19 protein-coding genes are annotated in these 22959 nt (G+C 40.5%); 13 read left to right on the top strand and 6 right to left on the bottom strand.

Features of this window, described 5'->3' with window-relative positions:
• Window positions 1–60: 60 nt before the first annotated feature.
• Window positions 61–327 (top strand): FAD assembly factor SdhE, encoded by a 267-nt coding sequence (gene sdhE / locus LDO51_RS00465; RefSeq protein ID WP_036951240.1) that lies wholly within the window; start codon window positions 61–63, stop codon window positions 325–327.
• On the top strand, window positions 308–718 hold the full coding sequence (locus LDO51_RS00460) for a protein YgfX (RefSeq protein WP_225575947.1): 411 nt from the start codon (window positions 308–310) through the stop codon (window positions 716–718). The genes sdhE and LDO51_RS00460 overlap by 20 nt, the downstream gene beginning before the upstream one ends.
• Window positions 719–743: 25 nt before the next feature.
• On the opposite strand, the gene fldB is transcribed toward LDO51_RS00460, so the two are convergent.
• Window positions 744–1262: a flavodoxin FldB gene (gene fldB, locus LDO51_RS00455; protein WP_154602566.1), complete on the bottom strand. Its 519-nt coding sequence runs from the start codon at window positions 1260–1262 to the stop codon at window positions 744–746.
• A gap of 117 nt (window positions 1263–1379) precedes the next feature.
• Between fldB and xerD the strand changes: the two genes are divergently transcribed.
• The 7 genes from xerD (at window position 1380) to LDO51_RS00420 (ending at window position 13403) form a co-directional block, all read left to right on the top strand.
• Window positions 1380–2282: a site-specific tyrosine recombinase XerD gene (xerD, locus tag LDO51_RS00450; RefSeq protein WP_225575946.1), complete on the top strand. Its 903-nt coding sequence runs from the start codon at window positions 1380–1382 to the stop codon at window positions 2280–2282.
• A gap of 17 nt (window positions 2283–2299) precedes the next feature.
• Window positions 2300–3001, top strand: coding sequence for a bifunctional protein-disulfide isomerase/oxidoreductase DsbC (gene dsbC / locus LDO51_RS00445; RefSeq protein WP_225575945.1), 702 nt, complete (start codon window positions 2300–2302; stop codon window positions 2999–3001).
• 8 nt (window positions 3002–3009) lie between these two features.
• Window positions 3010–4743, top strand: a complete 1734-nt coding sequence (gene recJ / locus LDO51_RS00440) for a single-stranded-DNA-specific exonuclease RecJ (protein ID WP_225575944.1) — start codon at window positions 3010–3012, stop codon at window positions 4741–4743.
• Window positions 4744–4869: 126 nt separating this feature from the next.
• Window positions 4870–5971 (top strand): peptide chain release factor 2 gene (gene prfB, locus LDO51_RS00435; protein WP_225575943.1). Its coding sequence is split into 2 segments (ribosomal slippage): window positions 4870–4947 and window positions 4949–5971, totalling 1101 coding nucleotides; the frame shifts between segments, so codons are not numbered across the junction.
• A gap of 7 nt (window positions 5972–5978) precedes the next feature.
• Entirely contained in the window at window positions 5979–7496 is a 1518-nt protein-coding gene (gene lysS / locus LDO51_RS00430) for a lysine--tRNA ligase (protein ID WP_036951129.1), read from the top strand.
• A 688-nt stretch (window positions 7497–8184) separates the two neighbouring features.
• Window positions 8185–8685: a hypothetical protein gene (locus tag LDO51_RS00425; protein WP_225575942.1), complete on the top strand. Its 501-nt coding sequence runs from the start codon at window positions 8185–8187 to the stop codon at window positions 8683–8685.
• Entirely contained in the window at window positions 8682–13403 is a 4722-nt protein-coding gene (locus LDO51_RS00420) for a hypothetical protein (RefSeq protein ID WP_225575941.1), read from the top strand. Before LDO51_RS00425 ends, LDO51_RS00420 begins: the two co-directional genes overlap by 4 nt.
• 151 nt (window positions 13404–13554) lie before the next feature.
• On the opposite strand, the gene LDO51_RS00415 is transcribed toward LDO51_RS00420, so the two are convergent.
• The 3 genes from LDO51_RS00415 to LDO51_RS00405 all read right to left on the bottom strand — a co-directional run bounded on the left by LDO51_RS00415 (window position 13555) and on the right by LDO51_RS00405 (window position 16074).
• Window positions 13555–14370, bottom strand: coding sequence for a helix-turn-helix transcriptional regulator (locus LDO51_RS00415; RefSeq protein ID WP_225575940.1), 816 nt, complete (start codon window positions 14368–14370; stop codon window positions 13555–13557).
• Between the two features lie 891 nt (window positions 14371–15261).
• On the bottom strand, window positions 15262–15618 hold the full coding sequence (locus LDO51_RS00410; protein WP_225577321.1) for a nitrous oxide-stimulated promoter family protein: 357 nt from the start codon (window positions 15616–15618) through the stop codon (window positions 15262–15264).
• A gap of 243 nt (window positions 15619–15861) precedes the next feature.
• The gene (locus LDO51_RS00405) at window positions 15862–16074 is read right to left on the bottom strand and encodes a DUF465 domain-containing protein (protein WP_225575939.1); all 213 of its coding nucleotides are present in this window, start codon (window positions 16072–16074) and stop codon (window positions 15862–15864) included.
• A 265-nt stretch (window positions 16075–16339) separates the two neighbouring features.
• Between LDO51_RS00405 and eco the strand changes: the two genes are divergently transcribed.
• Window positions 16340–16816 (top strand): serine protease inhibitor ecotin, encoded by a 477-nt coding sequence (eco, locus tag LDO51_RS00400; protein ID WP_225577320.1) that lies wholly within the window; start codon window positions 16340–16342, stop codon window positions 16814–16816.
• Window positions 16817–16877: 61 nt separating this feature from the next.
• Here the strand turns inward: eco and LDO51_RS00395 are convergent, their stop codons facing one another.
• Window positions 16878–17315 (bottom strand): universal stress protein, encoded by a 438-nt coding sequence (locus LDO51_RS00395; protein ID WP_225575938.1) that lies wholly within the window; start codon window positions 17313–17315, stop codon window positions 16878–16880.
• 377 nt (window positions 17316–17692) lie between these two features.
• On the opposite strand from LDO51_RS00395, the gene LDO51_RS00390 reads away from it, so the two are divergent.
• The 3 genes from LDO51_RS00390 (at window position 17693) to dbpA (ending at window position 21248) form a co-directional block, all read left to right on the top strand.
• A complete protein-coding gene (locus tag LDO51_RS00390; RefSeq protein WP_225575937.1) occupies window positions 17693–18622 on the top strand; it encodes a cation diffusion facilitator family transporter in 930 nt (309 codons plus the stop codon).
• A gap of 147 nt (window positions 18623–18769) precedes the next feature.
• Entirely contained in the window at window positions 18770–19810 is a 1041-nt protein-coding gene (locus LDO51_RS00385; protein ID WP_225575936.1) for a galactose-1-epimerase, read from the top strand.
• 64 nt (window positions 19811–19874) lie between these two features.
• Entirely contained in the window at window positions 19875–21248 is a 1374-nt protein-coding gene (dbpA, locus tag LDO51_RS00380) for an ATP-dependent RNA helicase DbpA (protein WP_225577319.1), read from the top strand.
• A 248-nt stretch (window positions 21249–21496) separates the two neighbouring features.
• Here the strand turns inward: dbpA and LDO51_RS00375 are convergent, their stop codons facing one another.
• Window positions 21497–22951 (bottom strand): bifunctional 2-methylcitrate dehydratase/aconitate hydratase, encoded by a 1455-nt coding sequence (locus LDO51_RS00375; RefSeq protein WP_225575935.1) that lies wholly within the window; start codon window positions 22949–22951, stop codon window positions 21497–21499.
• Window positions 22952–22959: the final 8 nt, after the last annotated feature.

Below are 22959 nucleotides of genomic sequence, written 5' to 3'. Positions count from 1 at the left end.
TCAACTGCAACAAAAGGTCGTAGTGAAATGGATAATGGAATGCCTAGCGGGCAAAGTCAAATCGATATTAATAACAAGGCGCGAATTCATTGGGCGTGCAGAAGAGGCATGCGTGAGCTTGATATTTCTATCATGCCATTTTTTGAATATGAATATGACGAACTAACAGACCACGACAAGCGTGTTTTTGTGCGCCTGCTCGAATGTCCAGACCCAGATTTGTTCAATTGGCTGATGAATCACGGGCGTCCGGAGGATGAAGAACTGTTCTCTATGATTAAACTCATTCAAGAAAGAAATAAAAATCGTGGTCCTGTGGAAATCTAATCTTTCCATTTCATGGAAAACTCAGCTTTTTTCCACCTGTCTTCATGGGGTAACGGGCATTATTTTGCTTGTTGCACCATGGGCGCCAGGTAATTCAATGATTTGGCTACCCTTATTAGTTGTGTTGGTAGCAAGTTGGGCGAAAAGCCAAAAAAATATCAGTAAAGTCAAAGGTGTGGCTGTATTGGTGAATGGCAACAAGCTTCAATGGAAAAAGAATGAGTGGGAAATTATCAAAGCGCCATGGTGTAGCCGCTTCGGTATTTTATTAACGCTCAATGCGTTGCAAGGTAAACCTCAGAAGATTCGCTTGTGGATTGCAAAGGATTCTATTTCCGAAGAGAATTGGCGTAATCTCAATCAATTACTACTGCAATATCCTGATATTTAATATTGCAGTTAGTTGTATTTGGCGCTTAAAGAGCAGCTTCAATTTCTTGTAGGATCTGCTCGCACCATTGTGCGACTCGCTCATCGGTTTGCTCAAACTGGTTCACATCATCTAATGCAAGACCCACAAACATCTTACCATCTTCAGTGAGCGGTTTCGGGCTTTCAAACTCATAACCTTCAGTCGGCCAAAAACCAATAAACTGTGCGCCAGTCGGTTTTAGCTGGTGATAGAGCATACCGAGTGCATCTAAAAACCATTCGCTATAGTCAACTTGGTCACCCATGCCATACATTGCGACCATTTTATCCGCAAGGTTAAGTTTGGGAAGCGCTTCCCAAATTTCTAGCCAATCTTCCTGAATTTCACCGAAATCCCACGTAGGGATCCCCAAAATAAGAACGTCGTACTGTTCCATTAATTCTGGTGGTGTATCGTTGACGTTATGGAGGGTAATGAAATCATCACCAAGAATGTCACGTATTTTTTCTGCAACCATTTCGGTGTAGCAGGTGCTTGAACCGTAAAAAAGACCTATTTTCATATATATTATTACTATATCCAGCGCTGGTTTTTATCACGAGGGACGTATTGTAACAGATGGTGCTACAATCAGGCATAATAGATTGTACAGTAATAATAAAGAGGCATAGGATCTGGCGTGGAAAGTAAACAACTAAATCCGTTAATTGAACAGTTTCTTGATACAATTTGGTTGGAGCAAGATCTTGCTGAAAACACCTTGGCATCTTATCGTAATGATCTGCAATCGTTAGATAGATGGCTGGATGCGCAGCAATTGCATTTGGAAAATGTTCAGTCGATTGATTTGCAATCTTTTCTCGCGGAACGTATTGATGGCGGATACAAAGCCGCAAGTTCTGCGCGTTTATTAAGTTCGATTCGTCGGTTATTTCAATATTTTTACCGCGAAAAGATAAGGGCGGATGATCCTTCTGCGGTAATCGCAGCACCAAAAATTCCGCAGCGCTTACCCAAAGATCTCAGTGAACAACAAGTTGAAGATTTGTTGAATGCACCTGCAACTGAAGATTCGCTCGAGTTACGAGATAAAGCCATGTTGGAAGTCCTGTATGCTTGTGGGTTACGAGTCTCTGAGCTGACAGGGCTAACATTTTCGGATATCAGCTTGCGTCAAGGCGTCGTTCGAGTCGTTGGTAAAGGTGATAAAGAGCGTTTAATCCCTCTGGGAGAAGAGGCGATTTACTGGCTGGAAAAATACATAGCGCAGGGGCGCCCAGATTTACTGAATGGGAAAACCAGCGATGTTTTATTTCCAAGCAAACGTGGTACGAAGATGACCCGCCAGACATTTTGGCACCGAATAAAATATTATGCCGTTCTTGCTAATATTGATGGGGATGCGTTATCTCCTCACGTATTAAGGCACGCATTTGCAACCCATTTATTGAATCACGGCGCGGACTTACGCGTTGTACAAATGTTGTTAGGTCACAGCGATCTATCCACAACCCAAATTTACACACATGTCGCTACTGAGCGGCTACGTGCTTTACATGAGCAGCATCATCCGAGAGGGTGATGGGTGAAAGGATAAATATGAAACGCAAATTACTTGTTTTAGCCGCCTGCATAGCTTCATTAACGGCATCGGTTTATGGTGCAACAGAAGAAAAACTGATTATCGGAAAACTGGCACATTATAACATGCAAGTGGAATCCATTAAGCCTTCCCCAATTGTTGGATTAAATACGGTGGAAACGGATAACGGTGTAATTTATGTGACGGATGACGGTAAGTATCTGTTACAAGGCCCAATTTATGATCTCAGTGGCAAAGTTCCAGTGAACATCAGTAACCAGCCTTTGTTGAAGAAGATAGAAGCGTTGAAAAACGAGATGATCATCTTCAAAGCACCCAATGAAAAATATGCGGTGACTGTCTTTACTGATATTAGCTGTGGTTACTGTAAGAAATTACATGAAACAGTGGGTGAGCTAAACAGTAAAGGGGTGACTGTGCGCTACTTAGCCTTCCCGCGTCAAGGAATGAAGAGCGACACGGCAAAACAGATGGCATCAATCTGGTGTAATGCGTTACCAAAAGATGCGTTGACTAAAGCGTTCAAAGGTGACGAAGTTGCCATGATTGATGATTGTAAAATCGATTTAGGCAATCATTTGAAATTAGGCCAATTATTTAAAGTTACGGGAACGCCTGCCATTATTTTACCAAGCGGACAAGTACTCCCTGGCTTTTTAAAACCTGACGAATTACTCCAAATACTTGAACAGAAATAATCATAATTGTGAATGTCGAAACTTTTTTACGTCAACGAGAATTAACGGGTGATGCCGCGGCATTGCCTAATATTCCTGAACTTTTGCAGCGCATTTATGCCTCTAGAGGGATAACCTCTCTCGCGCAATTGGAGCGTAAAGCATCTAATTTGCTTGATTACCGTTCGCTATCAGGAGTTGAAAATGCACTAACGCTGCTCTATTTGGCGCTGGTGGAGCACCAAAAAATCACTATCGTGGGGGATTTTGATGCTGATGGCGCAACGAGTACTGCATTAGCTATCCGTGCGCTTAAAGCGATGGGGTATAGGAATTTAAACTATATCGTCCCGAACCGTTTTGAAAACGGCTATGGCTTAACGCCATTGGTCGTGGATGACGCCTATAAGCAGGGAACTAACCTGATTATTACGGTAGATAACGGTATTTCTTCTCATGATGGCGTGCTCACAGCTCACGAGTATGGGATGAAGGTGGTTATTACCGACCACCATTTACCGGGAGAAACGTTACCGACGGCAGATGCTATTATCAACCCGAATCTTAATGATTGCCAATTTGCGTCGAAATCACTGGCCGGTGTTGGGGTAACGTTTTATTTAATGTCAGCGTTAAGAGCCCATTTACGTCAGCAGCAGTGGTTTGAAAAGCAAGGGATTAGCGAGCCTAATTTAGCGGAATACCTTGATTTAGTTGCGCTGGGTACTGTAGCCGACGTGGTGCCATTGGATACGAACAACCGCATCTTGGTGCACCAAGGGTTGAATCGAGTGAGAGCAGGGCGCTGTTGTGCGGGGATCAAAGCGTTAATTGAGGTATCCAAACGAGATGCTTCTCGTCTGGTGGCGAATGATTTTGGCTTTGCACTAGGGCCTAGACTTAACGCGGCTGGTCGGCTTGATGATATGTCAGTCAGCATTGAATTACTGCTGACGGATGATATGGCACATGCACGCCAGCTAGCCAATGAGTTAGATGGTTTAAACCAGACCCGTCGTGAAATTGAAGCGGGTATGCAGCAAGAAGCATTGGTACTATTTAACAAAATAGAATACAGCGAGAATCAGTTACCGAACGGTTTAGCACTATATCATCCCGAATGGCATCAAGGGGTGGTTGGGATCTTGGCTTCACGAATTAAAGAGCAATTTCATCGCCCCGTTATTGCGTTCGCACCTGCCGGAGATGGATTATTAAAAGGTTCTGGTCGTTCTGTGCAGGGCGTGCATATGCGCGATGCATTAGAGCGATTAAATACGTTGCAACCAGGTTTAATGCAAAAGTTTGGTGGACACGCCATGGCTGCGGGTCTGTCGCTTGAAGAGAGTAAATTTGACGCATTCAAATACCATTTCGAAATGCTGATGGGAGAACTTATTCAACCTGAGCAATTATCGGGCGTTATTTGGAGTGACGGTGAATTAATGCGTAATCAACTGTCATTAGAGACAGCTGAATTACTTCGCGAAAGCGGCCCGTGGGGACAGTCTTTTCCTGAACCTGTATTTGATGGACACTTCCAGTTATTGCAACAAAAACTGGTGGGCGAGAAGCATTTAAAATTGATGTTAGAACCCGTCAATGGAGGACCGATGTTGGATGGCATTATGTTCAACATTGATGTCCGTAGATGGCCAGATAATAGCGTCAAAAAAGCGAAAATCGCGTTTAAGTTAGATGTGAATGAGTTTCGTGGCAATAAAAATGTGCAATTGATGATTGAGCATATTTGGCCGGATTAAACTGACGATACAATTCGTACAGAAATAGGGGAGTCATGCCCTATAAACCTGACAGGAATTCCGTTATACTAAACGGTTCGTGAATGAAAATATTTATCTTTATTGATCAACTATAAGATAGTGAAAATGACGTTTGAAATAAACCCAGTAAAAAGCAAAATTCAGGACCTGTCTGAACGGACAACGGTTCTGAGGGGGTATCTTTGACTATGATGCCAAGAAAGAACGCTTAGAAGAAGTGAATGCAGAACTTGAGCAGCCGGATGTCTGGAATGAACCAGAACGCGCTCAAGCACTTGGCAAAGAACGCTCTTCCCTTGAGGCGATTGTTGAGACAATTGACCAACTGACCCAAGGTATTGAAGACGTAGAAGGTTTATTGGAATTAGCGATAGAAGCTGATGACGAAGAAACGTTCAACGAAGCGGGCGCTGAGTTAGAAGTACTGCAAGGCAAGTTAGAGCAACTTGAATTTCGCCGTATGTTCTCCGGTGAATATGACAGCGCTGACTGCTACATCGACTTACAAGCAGGTTCTGGCGGTACAGAAGCGCAAGATTGGGCGAGTATGCTCATGCGTATGTACCTGCGTTGGGCTGAGTCAAAAGGCTTCAAAACAGAAATTATCGAAGAGTCAGATGGTGATGTGGCGGGTTTAAAATCTGCAACAATTAAAATCATCGGTGATTATGCCTATGGCTGGTTAAGAACAGAAACGGGTGTTCACCGTTTAGTGCGTAAGAGCCCATTTGACTCCGGCGGTCGTCGTCATACCTCATTCAGTTCAGCGTTTATCTATCCTGAAGTTGATGATGATATTGATATCGAAATTAACCCTGCTGATTTACGTATCGACGTATACCGTGCTTCGGGTGCCGGTGGTCAGCACGTTAACAAAACTGAGTCTGCGGTACGTATCACCCATATACCGACCAACATTGTGACTCAGTGCCAGAACGACCGTTCACAGCATAAAAACAAAGATCAAGCCATGCGCCAGTTAAAAGCGAAATTATACGAACTGGAAATGCAGAAGAAAAACGCAGATAAGCAAGCGATGGAAGAGAATAAATCGGACATTGGCTGGGGAAGCCAAATTCGTTCTTACGTCCTTGATGATGCACGCATTAAAGACTTACGTACTGGTGTGGAAACGCGTAACACGCAAGCCGTGCTGGATGGTGATTTGGATAAATTCATTGAAGCTAGTTTAAAAGCTGGCCTGTGAGGAAAAAATGTCTCAAGAGCAACAGGGTGCAGAACAAGCTCCCGATTTAAATAACGAACTCAAAGCCCGTAAAGAAAAACTGGTTGCATTGCGCGAACAGGGTATCCCATTCCCAAATGATTTTCGTCGTGAAAATGTCTCCGATAAGCTTCACGCTGAATTTGGTGAAAAATCAGCAGAAGAATTGGAAGACCTGAATATTGAAGTGACTATCGCGGGTCGTATGATGACTCGTCGTATCATGGGTAAAGCGTCATTTGCAACATTACAAGATGTTGGTGGCCGTATTCAGATTTACGTTTCACGTGATGATTTGCCCGAAGGTATTTACAACGAGCAGTTCAAAAAATGGGACTTAGGTGACATTTTAGGCGCTAAAGGTCGTTTATTTAAAACTAAAACAGGCGAATTGACCGTTCACTGTCATGAAGTTCGTTTGCTGACTAAAGCTCTGCGTCCATTACCAGACAAATTCCACGGTTTATCAGACCAAGAAACACGTTATCGTCAACGTTACCTTGACTTGATTGCTAACGATGAGTCTCGTAACACTTTCATCATCCGTTCTAAGATCTTAGCTGAAGTTCGTAACTTCATGGTTGAGCATGGATTCATGGAAGTAGAAACTCCAATGATGCAAGTCATTCCGGGTGGTGCTTCTGCACGTCCATTTGTGACTCATCATAATGCGTTAGATATCGATATGTATCTGCGTATTGCGCCAGAACTGTATCTGAAGCGTTTAGTTGTAGGTGGTTTTGAACGCGTATTTGAAATCAACCGTAACTTCCGTAACGAAGGTTTATCTCCTCGTCATAACCCAGAATTCACAATGATGGAACTGTATATGGCGTATGCTGATTACCGTGACCTGATTGTGCTGACTGAAGACTTATTCCGTATTTTAACGCAGAAAGTATTAGGTAATACCGTTGTTAAATATGGTGAGCAAGAGTTCGATTTTGGTAAGCCATTTACCAAAATGACCATGAAAGAAGCTATCTGCAAATACCGTCCAGAAACTAACGTTGCTGATCTGGATGATATGGATAAAGCAGTTGCAATTGCTCAGTCTATCGGTATCAAGATTGAGAAGAGCTGGGGCTTAGGTCGTGTTCAGTGCGAAATCTTTGAAGAAGTTGCTGAAAGCCACTTAATTCAGCCTACTTTTATTACTGAATATCCGGCTGAAGTTTCTCCTTTAGCACGCCGTAATGATGACAACCCATTCATTACAGACCGCTTCGAATTCTTCATCGGTGGCCGTGAAATCGGTAATGGTTTTTCTGAGTTAAATGATGCAGAAGACCAAGCAGAACGTTTTGCTGAACAAGTTCGTCAGAAAGACGAAGGTGATGATGAAGCGATGTTCTACGACGAAGATTACGTGACCGCATTAGAGCACGGTTTACCACCAACAGCAGGTTTAGGTATTGGTATTGACCGTATGGTCATGCTATTTACCAATAGCCATACTATCCGTGATGTAATCCTGTTCCCTGCATTACGTCCTAGCAAAGCTTAAGCTTTGTTTTTCATGCCCAGTTAATAACTGGGCATGAATCTTCTCAATGAATCATGATATTTTTATTTAATATTCACATTCAAGCCCTCAGTTAATTTGTTGTAGCTTGCCGATATAAAAATAAAAATCTGCGTTACATCACGTTATGAGTTAATTGAAGCTCAATATCTTTTTAAGATAACTGCTATTCTTTGACTGCTTTAATAAGTGTAGAATTTTATTTTACTCAATATCTATCTTTATCATCGGAGTCACTTTTATCATCTCATTGTAATATTTCAAGATGTGAGTATTTCTAATTTTTGATAGAGTCAATTTACTTGTCCGTAACATCATGATTTTAATTTAATTAATTTAACTTTATAAAAGCCTGAAAGATAAGGTGTGCGAGCAAAGCTTATTTTGATTTATTACTAATGAAATGTGTTTTTGATGTTAATTAATGTGCAAAAATAATCAGTAAACACAAGTATGCAATATCTTATTTAGAGAGATATGAGTATTAATGTACTAAAATAACAATTCCGTGGTTGTAAAACTAAATTGGCACAAAATAAAAAAAGCATAAGATTTATGAGAAGTCTCTATTTCTCTAATCGGCTATATAGAAAATAGCAAGTTTTTAGCTTACACTAGGTTTCTAGGACATCATAATAATAGCGAAGAAAAGTACTGGTAAGGTAAATATATGTTTTTAAAAAATAAATTTTATGTCGCGTCCTTGCTTGCGGTAAGCACGGTTTTACTTTCTGGCTGTGTCACTGGTCAAAATGAGCAAAAGGCGGCATTAGCTGATTCTCAAACCTCCACAGTAGCAACAAATAATTCACCGCAAAATAGTAAAGCTGATGATTCTTACCCTGAATCTCAGAATGTTTTAAATAATGCTTTAGAACGTTCATCAAATGGTGTTGAGCCGCAAGGTGTTGCACCACTAAATACTTGTATTAAAGAACTCAGTTCACTGAAAACGCTATCACCAGAAAGTTATAATCGTCTGGTAGGATCATTTAAAGAAGTGAGTGAAATTAATCAGCTGTACAAACAAATCGAAGCAACTGCTAGCCCAGATACTATTGAGCTATTACAAATGGCTATTGAATCTAAAACAAAAGTTCTTTGTGCTAAGGTGCGTTACAACGCAGTGCTATCAACGGAATCAACTTTGCAGAAAATTAATGGATTATGAGACTTAACTTAAGGCTTTGTGTCTCTCTGGCACTTTTTTCGACATGTTTTTCAACCGCCTCCTACGCGGAGCGTTTTAATAATGTCATCGATGACTTTGATACTTACCTTCAATCTGAAAATGAAGGTCAAAAGCCAAAGCCACGACCTGTCGAAGTACCACTGAGTGTTAAATCACAAGCCCAAGGTTATGATGTCTTATCTTCTCTTTCGCCAGTTCCTCTGCCGAAAGAAAACCGTCAAGTCACGACGGGTAAAGCAAAGAATACTAAAGAGAAAAAGGTGGCTCAACGATCATCGAATACGGTGACGTCATCTCAATCTACTCAATCTAAAAGTACAAAAATATCGTCAGCAACACCTGCTGAGCCTAAAACACCTGTTCAAGTAACAGAGCCAGCCCAAGTAGCAGGAACAGAAATAATAAAGCCTGTTATCGACGTTTGTTCGTTGCCTTCTGAGTCTCAATCTTACCAGCCTGTATCTTCCTATTTGCTACAAGGTAATCAATGGAATCCTAAGTATTTGGCGAAGGATTTTGCTAAATACCAAGTCATTATTGATCCTCTCGGCTTATATTCTTCGAGTTTCACGAAGAAAGCAGGGACTGATAACTCAGTCAATCTGGCTCAGTTGGCAAAACTCATTGAGCAGCAGCAATTAAAGAACCTGTATCGCTTTGGCGTTGCTCAAGGTGTTGGTGAGCTAATTTCGTACAATAGGCTGTTAACTGATGGTCAGTTAGTCACTAAACTGACTAATTACAATAAAAGCATTGCTGAATTAAATCGCATCATTACTGAAAAGCAAACGACGATAGCTAAACTCAGTGACGACATCGCAGCAAGTAAGTTGCAAATTGAGCAATTACAAAATGTTGTAAAATCCGTTGATAATAAAGTTGTTATCGATGAGCTGAACAATGAATTAACCAAATCGCAGAAAGTGATAGCTGAAAAGCAAGCTAATCTGGATAACCTTGCCAAACAAAATAATCAGTCATTAGACACTATCAAGCAGTTGGAAAAACAGCTGAGTGATGGCGTGATTGAAGCGGCGAATGCGAAAAAACAACTTGCCGATAAAGATAAGCAAGTCACGGATGCTCATCAGCGTATCGAGCAATTAACCGCCGAGATCGCCAAACTGCAATCTGACGCGAAGCAGCAACTGCAATTATCCGGCAATACGGATGAGCAGTTAAAATCGGTGAATGCCAACTTATTACAGCAAGAAGCCTTACTGAAGCAGCGTGAAGATGAGTTAAAGCTGGCGCAAGCGCAAAAAAGTGATGTCCAATTAGCGCTGAAACAACAGCAAGATGCAGTTAAGCAGCTTGAGCAACAGAATCAGCAACTGGCTGAGCAAATGAAGCAGCAGTTGACCGACAAAGACAAGCAAGTCACGGATGCTCAACAGCGTATTGAACAATTAACCGCCGAGATCGCTAAACTGCAATCTGACGCGAAGCAGCAACTGCAATTATCCGGCAATACGGATGAGCAGTTGAAATCGGTGAATGCCAACTTATTACAGCAAGAAGCCTTACTGAAGCAGCGTGAAGATGAGTTAAAGCTGGCGCAAGCGCAAAAAAGTGATGTCCAATTAGCGCTGAAACAACAGCAAGACGCGGTTAAGCAGCTTGAGCAACAGAATCAGCAATTGGCTGAGCAAATGAAGCAGCAGTTGACTGACAAAGACAAGCAAGTCACGGATGCTCAACAGCGTATTGAACAATTAACCGCCGAGATTGCCAAACTGCAATCTGACGCGAAGCAGCAACTGCAATTATCCGGCAATACGGATGAGCAGTTAAAATCGGTGAATGCCAACTTATTACAGCAAGAAGCCTTACTGAAGCAGCGTGAAGATGAGTTAAAGCTGGCGCAAGCGCAAAAAAGTGATGTCCAATTAGCGCTGAAACAACAGCAAGACGCGGTTAAGCAGCTTGAGCAACAGAATCAGCAACTGGCTGAGCAAATGAAGCAGCAGTTGACCGACAAAGACAAGCAAGTCACGGATGCTCAACAGCGTATTGAACAATTAACCGCCGAGATCGCCAAACTGCAATCTGACGCGAAGCAGCAACTGCAATTATCCGGCAATACGGATGAGCAGTTAAAATCGGTGAATGCCAACTTATTACAGCAAGAAGCCTTACTGAAGCAGCGTGAAGATGAGTTAAAGCTGGCGCAAGCGCAAAAAAGTGATGTCCAATTAGCGCTGAAACAACAGCAAGATGCAGTTAAGCAGCTTGAGCAACAGAATCAGCAACTGGCTGAGCAAATGAAGCAGCAGTTGACCGACAAAGACAAGCAAGTCACGGATGCTCAACAGCGTATTGAACAATTAACCGCCGAGATCGCTAAACTGCAATCTGACGCGAAGCAGCAACTGCAATTATCCGGCAATACGGATGAGCAGTTGAAATCGGTGAATGCCAACTTATTACAGCAAGAAGCCTTACTGAAGCAGCGTGAAGATGAGTTAAAGCTGGCGCAAGCGCAAAAAAGTGATGTCCAATTAGCGCTGAAACAACAGCAAGATGCAGTTAAGCAGCTTGAGCAACAGAATCAGCAACTGGCTGAGCAAATGAAGCAGCAGTTGACCGACAAAGACAAGCAAGTCACGGATGCTCAACAGCGTATTGAACAATTAACCGCCGAGATTGCCAAACTGCAATCTGACGCGAAGCAGCAACTGCAATTATCCGGCAATACGGATGAGCAGTTAAAATCGGTGAATGCCAACTTATTACAGCAAGAAGCCTTACTGAAGCAGCGTGAAGATGAGTTAAAGCTGGCGCAAGCGCAAAAAAGTGATGTCCAATTAGCGCTGAAACAACAGCAAGACGCGGTTAAGCAGCTTGAGCAACAGAATCAGCAACTGGCTGAGCAAATGAAGCAGCAGTTGACCGACAAAGACAAGCAAGTCACGGATGCTCAACAGCGTATTGAACAATTAACCGCCGAGATCGCCAAACTGCAATCTGACGCGAAGCAGCAACTGCAATTATCCGGCAATACGGATGAGCAGTTAAAATCGGTGAATGCCAACTTATTACAGCAAGAAGCCTTACTGAAGCAGCGTGAAGACGAGTTAAAGCTGGCGCAAGCGCAAAAAAGTGATGTCCAATTAGCGCTGAAACAACAGCAAGATGCGGTTAAGCAGCTTGAGCAACAGAATCAGCAACTGGCTGATAAAGTAAAACAAAAATCTACGGTAGAAGCCGAATTAGCCACATCTAAGCAGCAGTTAGTTAAGGCTAGTACAGACTTGCAAAACGTGAAGCAAGAGCTGGAAAAGAAAGCAACGTTGATGGCTCAAGCTAGCGATAAACAAGTTAAAGATTTATCTGAGCAAAATCAGAAACTCTTGACTCAACTCGCTGAAAAATCTCAGCAGAACGATAAGACCACAGCAATATTAGTTGAGCAAACCGCTAAGTTAGTGCAAAAAAATGCGCTGGATGCTGAGTTAGCAGAAGCGAAGAAACAACAGGCTATTCAGCAAAATGCTTACGAAAAAATAGCGAAGCAACTGGCGGATAGCCAGAATCAGTACACACAGCTACAAGCAAAACTAACATCTAATGAGCAAAGTTATGCGGATGCGAAAAAACAGTTAGCACAAGCAAATACTGAAGTACAAAAACTGCGTACTGAATTAGAAAAACAGACTGAAATTGCAGGTAAAGATACTGACCTACAAATCAAAGAATTAACGGCGGAATTGAATAAGCAAATTAGCTTACTCAAAGGCCGAGAAGAAGTTTTAACCAAATTAGATGTAGAAAATAAAGGTATTCAAGATTCGTTAAAAGCACAACTATCTGATAAACAGCAGCTAGAGTCTAAAAATACTCAGTTGATGTCACAAACCAAAGAAAAAGAAGCATTGATTGCTAAGCTTGAAAGTGACATTGCCAATCGCAACAAACAGCAAGTTGAAATCGAGCAAAAGCTGCTAGATGCCAACAAACAACTGAATGCATTGAAGTTAGATGCTGAAAAATTTAATGCAGAGAATCTCTCGAAAAAAGATCAGGAATTGCTTCAGCTTAAGAAACTGCTTGATGAAAAAACAGCGTCAGATAATAAATCTAAGCTGGAGCTTGCTAGTATTCAAGGTAATTTAAATAAAGCAAAAGATGAGCTGGCAACCTTGAAAGCATTTTCAACAGATGAGGGATTGAAAGAGCAAATTAGGGATCTTAATCAGCGCGTGACTCAGTTACGTGAAGAAAATGATGTATTAAGAGCGAGCAAAAAAACACCTACAGGTAAGACACCGACCATTCTCCAAATCCCATCTGCGGATAATACCACGATTGCCAAAGAGAATGAAAAGCGAAATCAGAAGATCCTGCAGGAAATAAAACAGCAGAAATACAGTAAGTTAGATAATTATACTTACTATAAGGTTTTACAAAAAGGTACGCCAATTGCAAATGTGAAAGATAAGAAAATCACATTGATTATGCGTGAGCAACTCACCGATGGTAAGGTGACCGTTATGCATACAGAAAAAAATCCAATGGTGTTACCTTATGACCAACTTCCACCACCGATGAACTCGTTCGTAGAAAAGGTTGGTGTAGGCGGAATGGTCAAAATTTATATTGAGCCTCAAGGTGGTTATGGTCCAGAAGGTATTCCAGGCGAAGTACCGCCAAATTCAATGTCAATTATTGATTTGAAAGTGATTCAAGCAAACTGATTAATCAGGTTCTAAATAGAAAGAGGGGCTTACTTAAATAGTAGGCTCTTTTTTTATTTCCAACGATATGATTTATTGCGAGGTTGCCTTTCTGCCAGTGTAGCTAAGACATTAATCCTATACTGACAGGGCGTATAACGTGAGGAAGATACTAGGCGGCTTTACGCGACCTACTGGGGGTATAACCAAAGCGCTTATGATAGCTTTGAGTAAAGTAAGACTGACTTGAAAAGCCGGCTTCCATAGAAACTTCAACAATGCTCATCGACGTATTTATCAATAATTGATGTGCGTACATGATGCGCTTCTCACTGATCCAAGAGCGTGGTGATGTCGCATAAACAGTATGAAATAGCTCTTTGAATGTTGTTAAGCCCATGCCAAACGTTCTGGCAAACTCATTTAACTTCCACTCTTTTAAATAATTATTCTCCATGAAGGTCTGCAAACGCTCAGCTTGGCGATTGCTGAGTTGTCGTAAATGGGACAACAGGGTTGCTCCTTGCTCACTATAAGATAATAACAAGAGTAGCTCATTAATTCTTAATTTGAGGATCATTTCAGGATATTGAGTTTGAATAAATGATTCTAAGCTATTTTTTAGCTCATTAATTAATGGGTTTGTTGTAAACTTGATGATGTCATTAGCGACATTTTCAGTTCGCTCAATCTCACTGAGTTGAGATCCGTAATGAGACAAATACTCACGTAAAAACTTATCATCCAATGAGATCCATAAGAATTCACCATCTAATTCATTATTCTCTGTTTTAAACGAATATGACCCCTGCTTATGGTAGAGAATATCACCTTCATGTAGGCTTTCATTTGCGGCTGGAGTTTCCAGTAATATTGACCCTTTTTCTATGATGATAAGGCCCTTAGAGGTTAAATCGAGTATTGCATGTGGGTTACTTTTATCTATGCGTACTTTTTTTATCACCTGATGACTTAATTTACTGTTCATGGTAGCACCTTTATTCAAATTAGCTCTTTAAGTAAGAGTCGAAATCAAATGTCAATTTTTTAACTTCTATTGATATAAAAAATCACTATTACTTTGATGATTAAAATTATATGAGCTGTTTTTTTATATGTCATATCGTAAATTAAAGTATTAATAAATGTTTCGAAATATGGTTTTTACGATGTTTTTATGAATATTCATCGATTATTCCGAGTGACTCATTTGGTGTTCTATTCATTTATCCTGCAAGTTACCGGTAACTATGGTTTTAAATTCTAACTTTATTATATTTTGTGGTTTTTAATATTTTATGATTTTTTACGCTTTTCCATTGTTTTTTTATCTTTTAAAGGTAAGTAGTCGTTATTTGTGTTTTATCATAAATAATAGCGATGTAAATTATTTGGGATACATTCGTTAAAAGTATCAATAATAAATTTATCTAATGATTTTTATGGTTAGTCTTATTATCAATTAATATTTTTAATCATATTGATTTTGTTTTTTTATTAAAATGCTTGATTTAAGCTAAATATTGAGATTTTAATCTCATTCCTAACATGTATATGTTAGGGCTATAGATTTTAGCTTTATTATAAACATGGTTTTTGATTATTAATTTTTATTGGTTACTAATTTTTATAAGAACGTCATTTTTTGAGAGGGGGGTATTTATGATGTGTTTAAGTCAATAGACTTTGTTTGTCAGAAATTGAATGTCGGATGAGTGATGTTATAAAAAGTGACAAAAAACCAATAGGATAGTAAAAATAAACCGAAGATTTAGATAAATAAGTAGTGGTTAAATATATTTAACATTTACATGGAAATATTTAGTTTCTGCGGGAGTATTCTCTTCCATCGGCTTAGTGAAATATTTTGCACTCAGAGTTATTTATCCCTATTAGATGTTGTGCGTTGCCTTGGTGGTAATTCGGGCACTGGCTTTTTATCATCAATAAGATGGCGGATTGCTAAGATCGGGTGACAATAAAGCATCTTTGGTCCAGCCCAGCGCATAATAATTTTCATTTGTTCGCGTTGCTTTGGCTGATAGCAATGTATAGGGCATTGTTTGCAAGCTGGTTTTTCTTTACCATAACGACATTTTTCTAAGCGATTAATTGCATAAGAAAAAAGAGTTTGGTAATACTCTGGCTCGTCATGTGGTGCTGGATGGGCTTTTTCATAGATTTTTATCATTTTCTCTATAGTTACGATTTCCCGAGATATTCTTTTATCCACCATCATCACTTCCCCTTCAATAAAGATATATTTAATATATATCTTTAAGGTAACTATTCATAGGCGATTAAATCAATATAAAAGCATTTTTTACCCCAATTAATAACAAAAATGGCATAAGAGAAATTTCTTATGCCATTAACACTGGATTGTTGCCAATTGTGTTGTAGCTAGCTTTATTGGAGTAAAATGCACTGAAGCTAAGACTCCAATGTACTTGATAAAGCGAGATTAGCTAAAGGCACCTTATCGGCTGGTTTGCATGATTCTCTGCATTTCATCTTTTAGATGCAGTTTTTCTTTTTTAAGTTTGGCGACCTGATCGTTATAGCCGGCACCTGAAGGTCCTTCAAGCTTACTAATTTCTTTATCTAACTGGTGATGCTTCTCATAGAGAGATTGAAAGCGGGGATGTGTGGAGATTAATTGTGAAACTAAATCTTGATCAGCAGATAACATACTACCTCCTCAGAATGAATTAAGCCTCACTTTCAGTATAACCATTGATTGTTTTATGTACATATCAATGGGGTGGATTTACATAATTTTTATTAATTTTATGATCCTTATACTAATATTAAGTATTATCACTAAAGGATTAATGAGTTATCTATATTTTTGTAATTAAGAATCATCTATAGTGATTAAAATAACTGAATTGACCTACTATGTATCAAGCTCTAGTTTTTAATGTTGTTATTTTTTTACCAATAGGAATTTTATGATGAAAAAAGCGATTTTATCTGTAATGGCTGCGGTGGCAGTGTCTTCTTGTGCAATGGCGACTGAAGATTTAGGAAAGATCGCACCCTATCCGAAAGCAGAATCCGGGATGACTCGTCATGTGATCCAGCTTGAGACTCAACAAAATGAATATGACTATATGGTTGAGCTGGTTATCGGTAAAACCATCAAAGCGGATTGTAACCGTCAATGGTTCTCAGGGGATTTAGAAGAAAAAACCTTAGATGGATGGGGATATAGCTACTACAAATTAGATGAAGTTAAAGGACCAGCCTCAACAATGATGGCATGTAGCGAATCTGCGAAAAATCGTTTTATCACCACCCAACTAGGGGATGATGCTTTTGTACGTTACAACAGTAAATTACCAATAGTTGTTTATGCACCAAAAGATATGGAAGTGAAGTACCGCATTTGGTCGACAGACGATAAATTAATGAACTCGGCTAAGAAATAATGCATTAAAATGCCGCCTCAGTTTTCTATGATGCGGCATTTTTTATTTTATAAGCTTTAGATTAACGAACGACAAACACTGATGTTTGCGCATGACGTACAATGGCGGATGCAGTCGAACCTAATAAATAAGTGGATGTACTTGGATGATGAGAACCGACGACAATCAGGTCGGCATTAATGGTTTTTGCGTAATCTAAAATTTCGTCTTTTGCTGAACCAATGCTGACTTGACATGTAATTTGAGAGCCTGGAATTTTAGCCTTTTTGATCACTTCTTCTAATGCCCGCATTGCGAGTGTTGCACGCTCAGCCGAATTTTTATGGCTTTCAGGTAAAATAGCAACTTCAATACCAAAAAATAGTTCAACACTCGGGATCACCGAGAAAAAGTGAATCTCAGGCTTACCCAATGTTGCCAAATCTTCCACGTGTTTGATGATGTTTGAATTTAAATCATCTTCTAACAGATCAATAGGAACCAATATCTTCTTATACATAGCTACCTCTTCATTTGTTATTTTAATTTGATTATATACCTATCATTTTATAAGTCATATGACACTTATGATTTTGTGATATTGGATTCACAGAAGCATGGCTATCTAATAAAGATAAATCTACACTCTTATCTATAATAGAGGATAGGCTAGTCATGAATATCATCTATTTATGGCTTTTATCTGATTATGGTTTTTACCTTATCAGAGATAGAAAAATAAAGAATAACCATTCTCAATCAATGTAATCAATTATTTACAATTTATTATGAGACATTTAACAAATAATGTGAGAGTATTATTAAAATTAATTAAGTCATTGAAAATAAACCATATTTAAATGATAATTGTTTTGTTTTTCATTAAGAAAATAAACTATGCATAAACATGAAATCCCAACTTCTGGGGAAAATGAATTCGAATTACAACAAGAGAAATTTAAAGCCGCAAAAAAAAGCACATTGATCAGTGTGGCTGTGAATGCGCTGTTGTCCATTTGGCAAATCATTGTCGGTATATTTTCCCATTCATCCGGCTTAATTGCTGATGGTATTCATACACTTTCGGATTTAATTGCAGACTTTGTTGTCCTTATTGCGAATAAAAAAAGTCATAAAAAACCAGATGCTGACCACCCATATGGCCATTTTCGATATGAAAATGGAGCGTCCCTTATTTTAGGGATTATCTTGTTGATCGTGGGTGTGGGAATGGGGTGGTCTGCGGTCGAAAAAATGATTAACCCAGAGTTAATCCCAGAAGTTCATACGATTGCATTAGTCGCTGCATTAACGGCTCTGGTTGCGAAGGAAGGCTTATTCCGCTACATGCTGCATGTCGCCAATAAAGTTAATTCAAGCATGTTAGTGGCGAATGCTTGGCATGCGCGTTCTGATGCAGCCTCCTCATTAGTCGTCGCTATCGGGATTATTGGTAGTTTATGCGGTATCCGCATTCTTGACCCTATTGCCGCCTTAATTGTGGGGACATTTGTTTTCCGAATGGGGTTTAAATTCACTTATCAATCTATGCAAGATTTAATGGATAAAGGGGCTGATGAAGAAACGCTCGAACAAATGAACGATGTTCTTCGAGGTATTCCGGGAGTTAAAGGATTCCATGATTTAAAAACACGTAAATCTGGCGACTTTTTCCTTGTGGATGTTCACTTAGAGTTAGATGGCCAAATGACAATCTTGGAAGGGCATGATATTGCAGTAAATGTGCGTAAACAGTTAATGAAAAATCCACAAATACTGGATGTTATGACCCACTTAGACCCTTACGATAAAGATTGTTTGCATTGATTCCTATTTAAGTACTAAGCATTTTTGAAAAAGCTGACGTATTATGCGCTCAGCTTTTTTCTTTTTACGTTATCGAGAATTCGTTTTATTATTGTTAAATTATGTTGGTTACACGATAAGTGAAAATATAAGGAATATTGGGGAAAAATGCAGTTTACCAAGCAACAACGCCACACTCTACGCACACCGAAGGTCGTTGCACTCACAAATAAACAGGGAATGAAAATTATTTTGAGTAGTTTAGGTGCCAGCTGGGTGAGCTGTATATTGCCGTTGGCGAGTGGTAAACGCGATGTCATTTTAGGTTCACCTAATATGGCCGCTCAAATGGAGCAGCGAGTCTATTTTGGCGCAACAGTAGGGCGAGTCGCAAATCGTATTGCAAATGCCACTTTCGACCTCGAAGGACGTAAGTATCAACTTGCACATAATCAAGGTGTGCATTGTTTGCATGGTGGGGGTGATAACTTCAGTTATCGAGTATGGTCAATCGCTCAGCCTGACCAACAGCAAGCGATTTTTACTCTTGTCTCTTCTGATGGTGACCAAGGTTTTCCGGGTGAGTTAAAAGTTGAAGTGCATTATACACTCACTGACGATAATCAAGTGGTCATTAACTACCGATATCAATGTAACCAAGATTGCCCTGTTAATCTGACTAATTACACCTATTTTAATCTTGCGGGTGAACAGTCTGATCGCACTGCATTTGAGCATGACCTCCAAATGCAGACTACGTATTTCTTACCGCAGGATAGTGAAGGACTCCCAACAGGGGAATGGCGTGAAGTCACTGGTACTTATTTTGACTTTAGGCAAAAGAAACGCATTGGTTATGATTTTTTACAAGATGAAGAGCAACAAGCGGTAGGCGGATACGACCATACTTTTGTGTTTGATGAGTCAGTCGTTGATGGACGGCAAATTGTGGGGACTTTGAGCTCTCCCAATGGTGATGTGCAAATGAATATGGTGAGTACGTCACCTGCTATTCATCTTTATACGGGGAACCATTTAGTTTCCGTATTAGGCAAAAGTAAAACCTATACGCCATTCTCTGGGATAGTGTTGGCTCCGCAATACCCATTTGATGGCTTTGGGCATGCCGAATCAGATAGCGCAAATCCTATTATTGCTAAAACTGATCAGATTTATACCAGCCAAACTCGCTATCAATTTATTTTTTAGTATCATGTGCGAGGGGCTATGATCCCTTGTGATGATCTCTTTTATTTTATTCGGAATGTTAACTGTGACTTCATTTGCTGAACTAAATGCGCTTCCTGCGGAGCAACTCTCCAATCTCAATGAATTGGGCTTTTTAACCATGACTCCAATTCAAGAAGCGGCATTACCCGCTATCCTTGCTGGCAAAGATGTGCGAGCCCAAGCTAAGACGGGGAGTGGAAAAACGGCTGCTTTTGGCCTAGGGTTATTACAACATATTGATGCTAAAAACTTTAATACACAATCCCTCGTTTTATGCCCAACAAGAGAGTTGGCGGATCAAGTCGCGAATGAATTACGCCGTTTAGCGCGTTATATTCCTAATCTTAAAATTTTAACCTTATGTGGCGGTGTACCTTTTAGTGTTCAGCGTGATTCTTTAGTACATGCTGCACATATTTTAGTGGCAACACCGGGACGTTTGCTTGACCACTTACATAAAGAAACGGTGCGATTAGATCATTTACAGACACTGGTACTTGATGAAGCTGACCGCATGTTAGATATGGGGTTTGCGGATGATATTGACGCGGTGATCTCTTTCGCGCCAGAAGATAGACAAACACTTTTATTCTCAGCAACATGGCCGGATAGCATTGCAGCAATTAGCCGACGCATCCAAAATAATCCACAAACCATTGAAATTAATTCGGTTAACGAATTACCTGATGTGGAACAGCAGTTTTATGAAGTATCTCGACATGACAAAATTGACTTACTGCAAAAGCTGCTAAGCCGTGAACAACCAGCTTCTTGTGTCGTGTTCTGTAACACGAAAAAGGATTGTCAGGCTGTCTATGATGCTTTAATGGATAGCCGTCAAAGTGTCCTAGTCTTGCATGGTGATATGGAACAGCGCGATCGCGACCAAACCTTAGTTCAATTTGCAAATGGTAGCAGTCGAGTCTTGGTTGCGACGGATGTAGCATCTCGAGGTTTAGACATTAAAGCACTGGAAATGGTGATTAACTTTGAGCTGTCTTGGGATCCTGAAGTGCATGTTCACCGCATTGGCCGTACAGCTCGTGCAGGACAAAGCGGCTTAGCAATAAGCCTATGTTCACCAGAAGAAGCCCAACGCGCAAACGTGCTCGAAGAGATGCTCAACATGAAGCTGAACTGGCTGCCAGAGCCGACAGGGTTACGCATTACGCCATTAGAAGCCCAATGGGCGACCTTATGCCTAGATGGCGGTAAAAAAGCGAAAATACGCCCTGGAGATATTTTAGGCGCATTGACCGGAGACGTTGGTCTAGAAGGGGATGATATTGGTAAAATCGCGATTCACCCAATTCATGCCTACGTTGCGATTAAAAAATCAGTGGCGAACAAAGCGTGGAAGCAATTACAGCAAGGTAAAATCAAAGGCAAATCAGTGAGAGCGAGATTGCTAAAGTAAATTCCTAGGCTGACATATTTGAAGCCCTAGTTGAGTAAACTGGGGCTTTTTTTGTTTTTATCACAATCAAAATAAACAAATAAAACTTAATAATTTACTTTGATATTATCTTGTCTGTTTTATTCTTGCCACGATTTCTGCGAAGCGCATTCCATTCCATAAACCGTGGTATTTGTGATGAGCAGACAGTCAACGGTCTTCAATGGATCGGAGCCTTTGGCTGTCTGTAAATTAAAAAAATCACAAAACTAAATCACCCATAAATCGAGAAATTCATTAACAGGCATATTCTCAAACAATGGCTTATCCAGTGAAGCTGCTAAAATCCGCAGTTGTTGGGCCTCTGGGAATTGGCGCGCTAAGTTGGTTCTGAACTTTTTAAGTAATAGTGGCATGCCTTCAGGGCGGCGGCGTTTGTGGCCAACAGGGTATTCAATCACGACTTCATTCAAGGTTTGCCCATCTTTTAATGTGATAGTCAGACCATTGGTGATAGCGCGTTTTTCCGGATCATGATAATCCTGCGTAAACTCAGGGTCTTCATGACAATGCATTTTGGCACGCAGCGTATCAATTCGGCTATCTTGAGCGATACTATCCTCATAGTCAGATGCGGTGAGGCGACCAAAAATAAGCGGCACTGCTACCATATATTGAATGCAATGATCTCGGTCTGCCGGGTTCTGTAATGGGCCCTGTTTATCAATAATACGCACGCAAGCTTCATGGGTACGAATTGAGATAGACTGGATATCGTCAGCAGTTTTTCCCATTGAACTAAGTTGTTCATACAGTTGTAAAGCGGCTTCAACCGCGGTTTGAGCGTGAAACTCTGCTGGGAAAGAAATTTTGAACAACACATTTTCCATCACATAAGAGCCATAAGGTCGCTGGAATTTAAACGGCTGACCACGGAACAGTGAGTCGTAAAAGCCCCATGTTTTTGCGGTTAATGCGGTTGGATAACCCATTTCGCCTTTTTGCGCCATAAGCGCCAAGCGAACTGCGCGAGAGGTGGCATCACCTGCCGCCCATGACTTGCGGGAGCCTGTGTTTGGAGTGTGTCGATAGGTACGCAAGCTATGGCCATCAACCCATGCAAGGGAAACTGCATTGAGAATTTGCTCACGGGAAAGTCCTAGCATTTGAGCAACGACGGCAGCTGAGGCCACTTTGACTAGAATGACATGGTCAAGACCGACTTTATTAAACGCGTTTTCAAGAGCGATACAGCCTTGAATTTCATGAGCTTTGATCATGGCGGTGAGGACATCTCGGATCACTAACGGCTTTTTACCCTTAGCGAGATTTTCACGAGAAAGCCAATCGGCGGTGGCTAAAATGCCACCGAGGTTATCGGAGGGATGTCCCCATTCCGCAGCTAACCAAGTGTCGTTAAAATCTAACCAGCGGCATAAGGTTCCAATATTAAATGCCCCTTGTACTGGGTCTAATTGAAACTGTGTTCCGGGAACTTTGGTGCCATTTGGGACGTGGGTGCCAGGGATTATAGGACCTAATAACTTTTTGCAAGCCGGATATTCAAGGGATTCCATCCCACAGCCTAGCGTATCCAGTAAACAATAATAGGCGGTATCGTAAGCCAATGTTGAAGTGATAGGGAAATCAAGAACATAATCGACAATGTCGGTCATCACTTTATCAAATTGAACATGTGGAGCCGTTTGATTTTGCGTGGTCATTATTTTTA

The sequence above is a fragment of the Providencia alcalifaciens genome, from assembly GCF_020271745.1.
Lineage (GTDB): Bacteria > Pseudomonadota > Gammaproteobacteria > Enterobacterales > Enterobacteriaceae > Providencia > Providencia alcalifaciens_B.
Note: the sequence above shows the minus strand (reverse complement) of the source record. Positions and strands in the feature narration are given on the sequence as shown.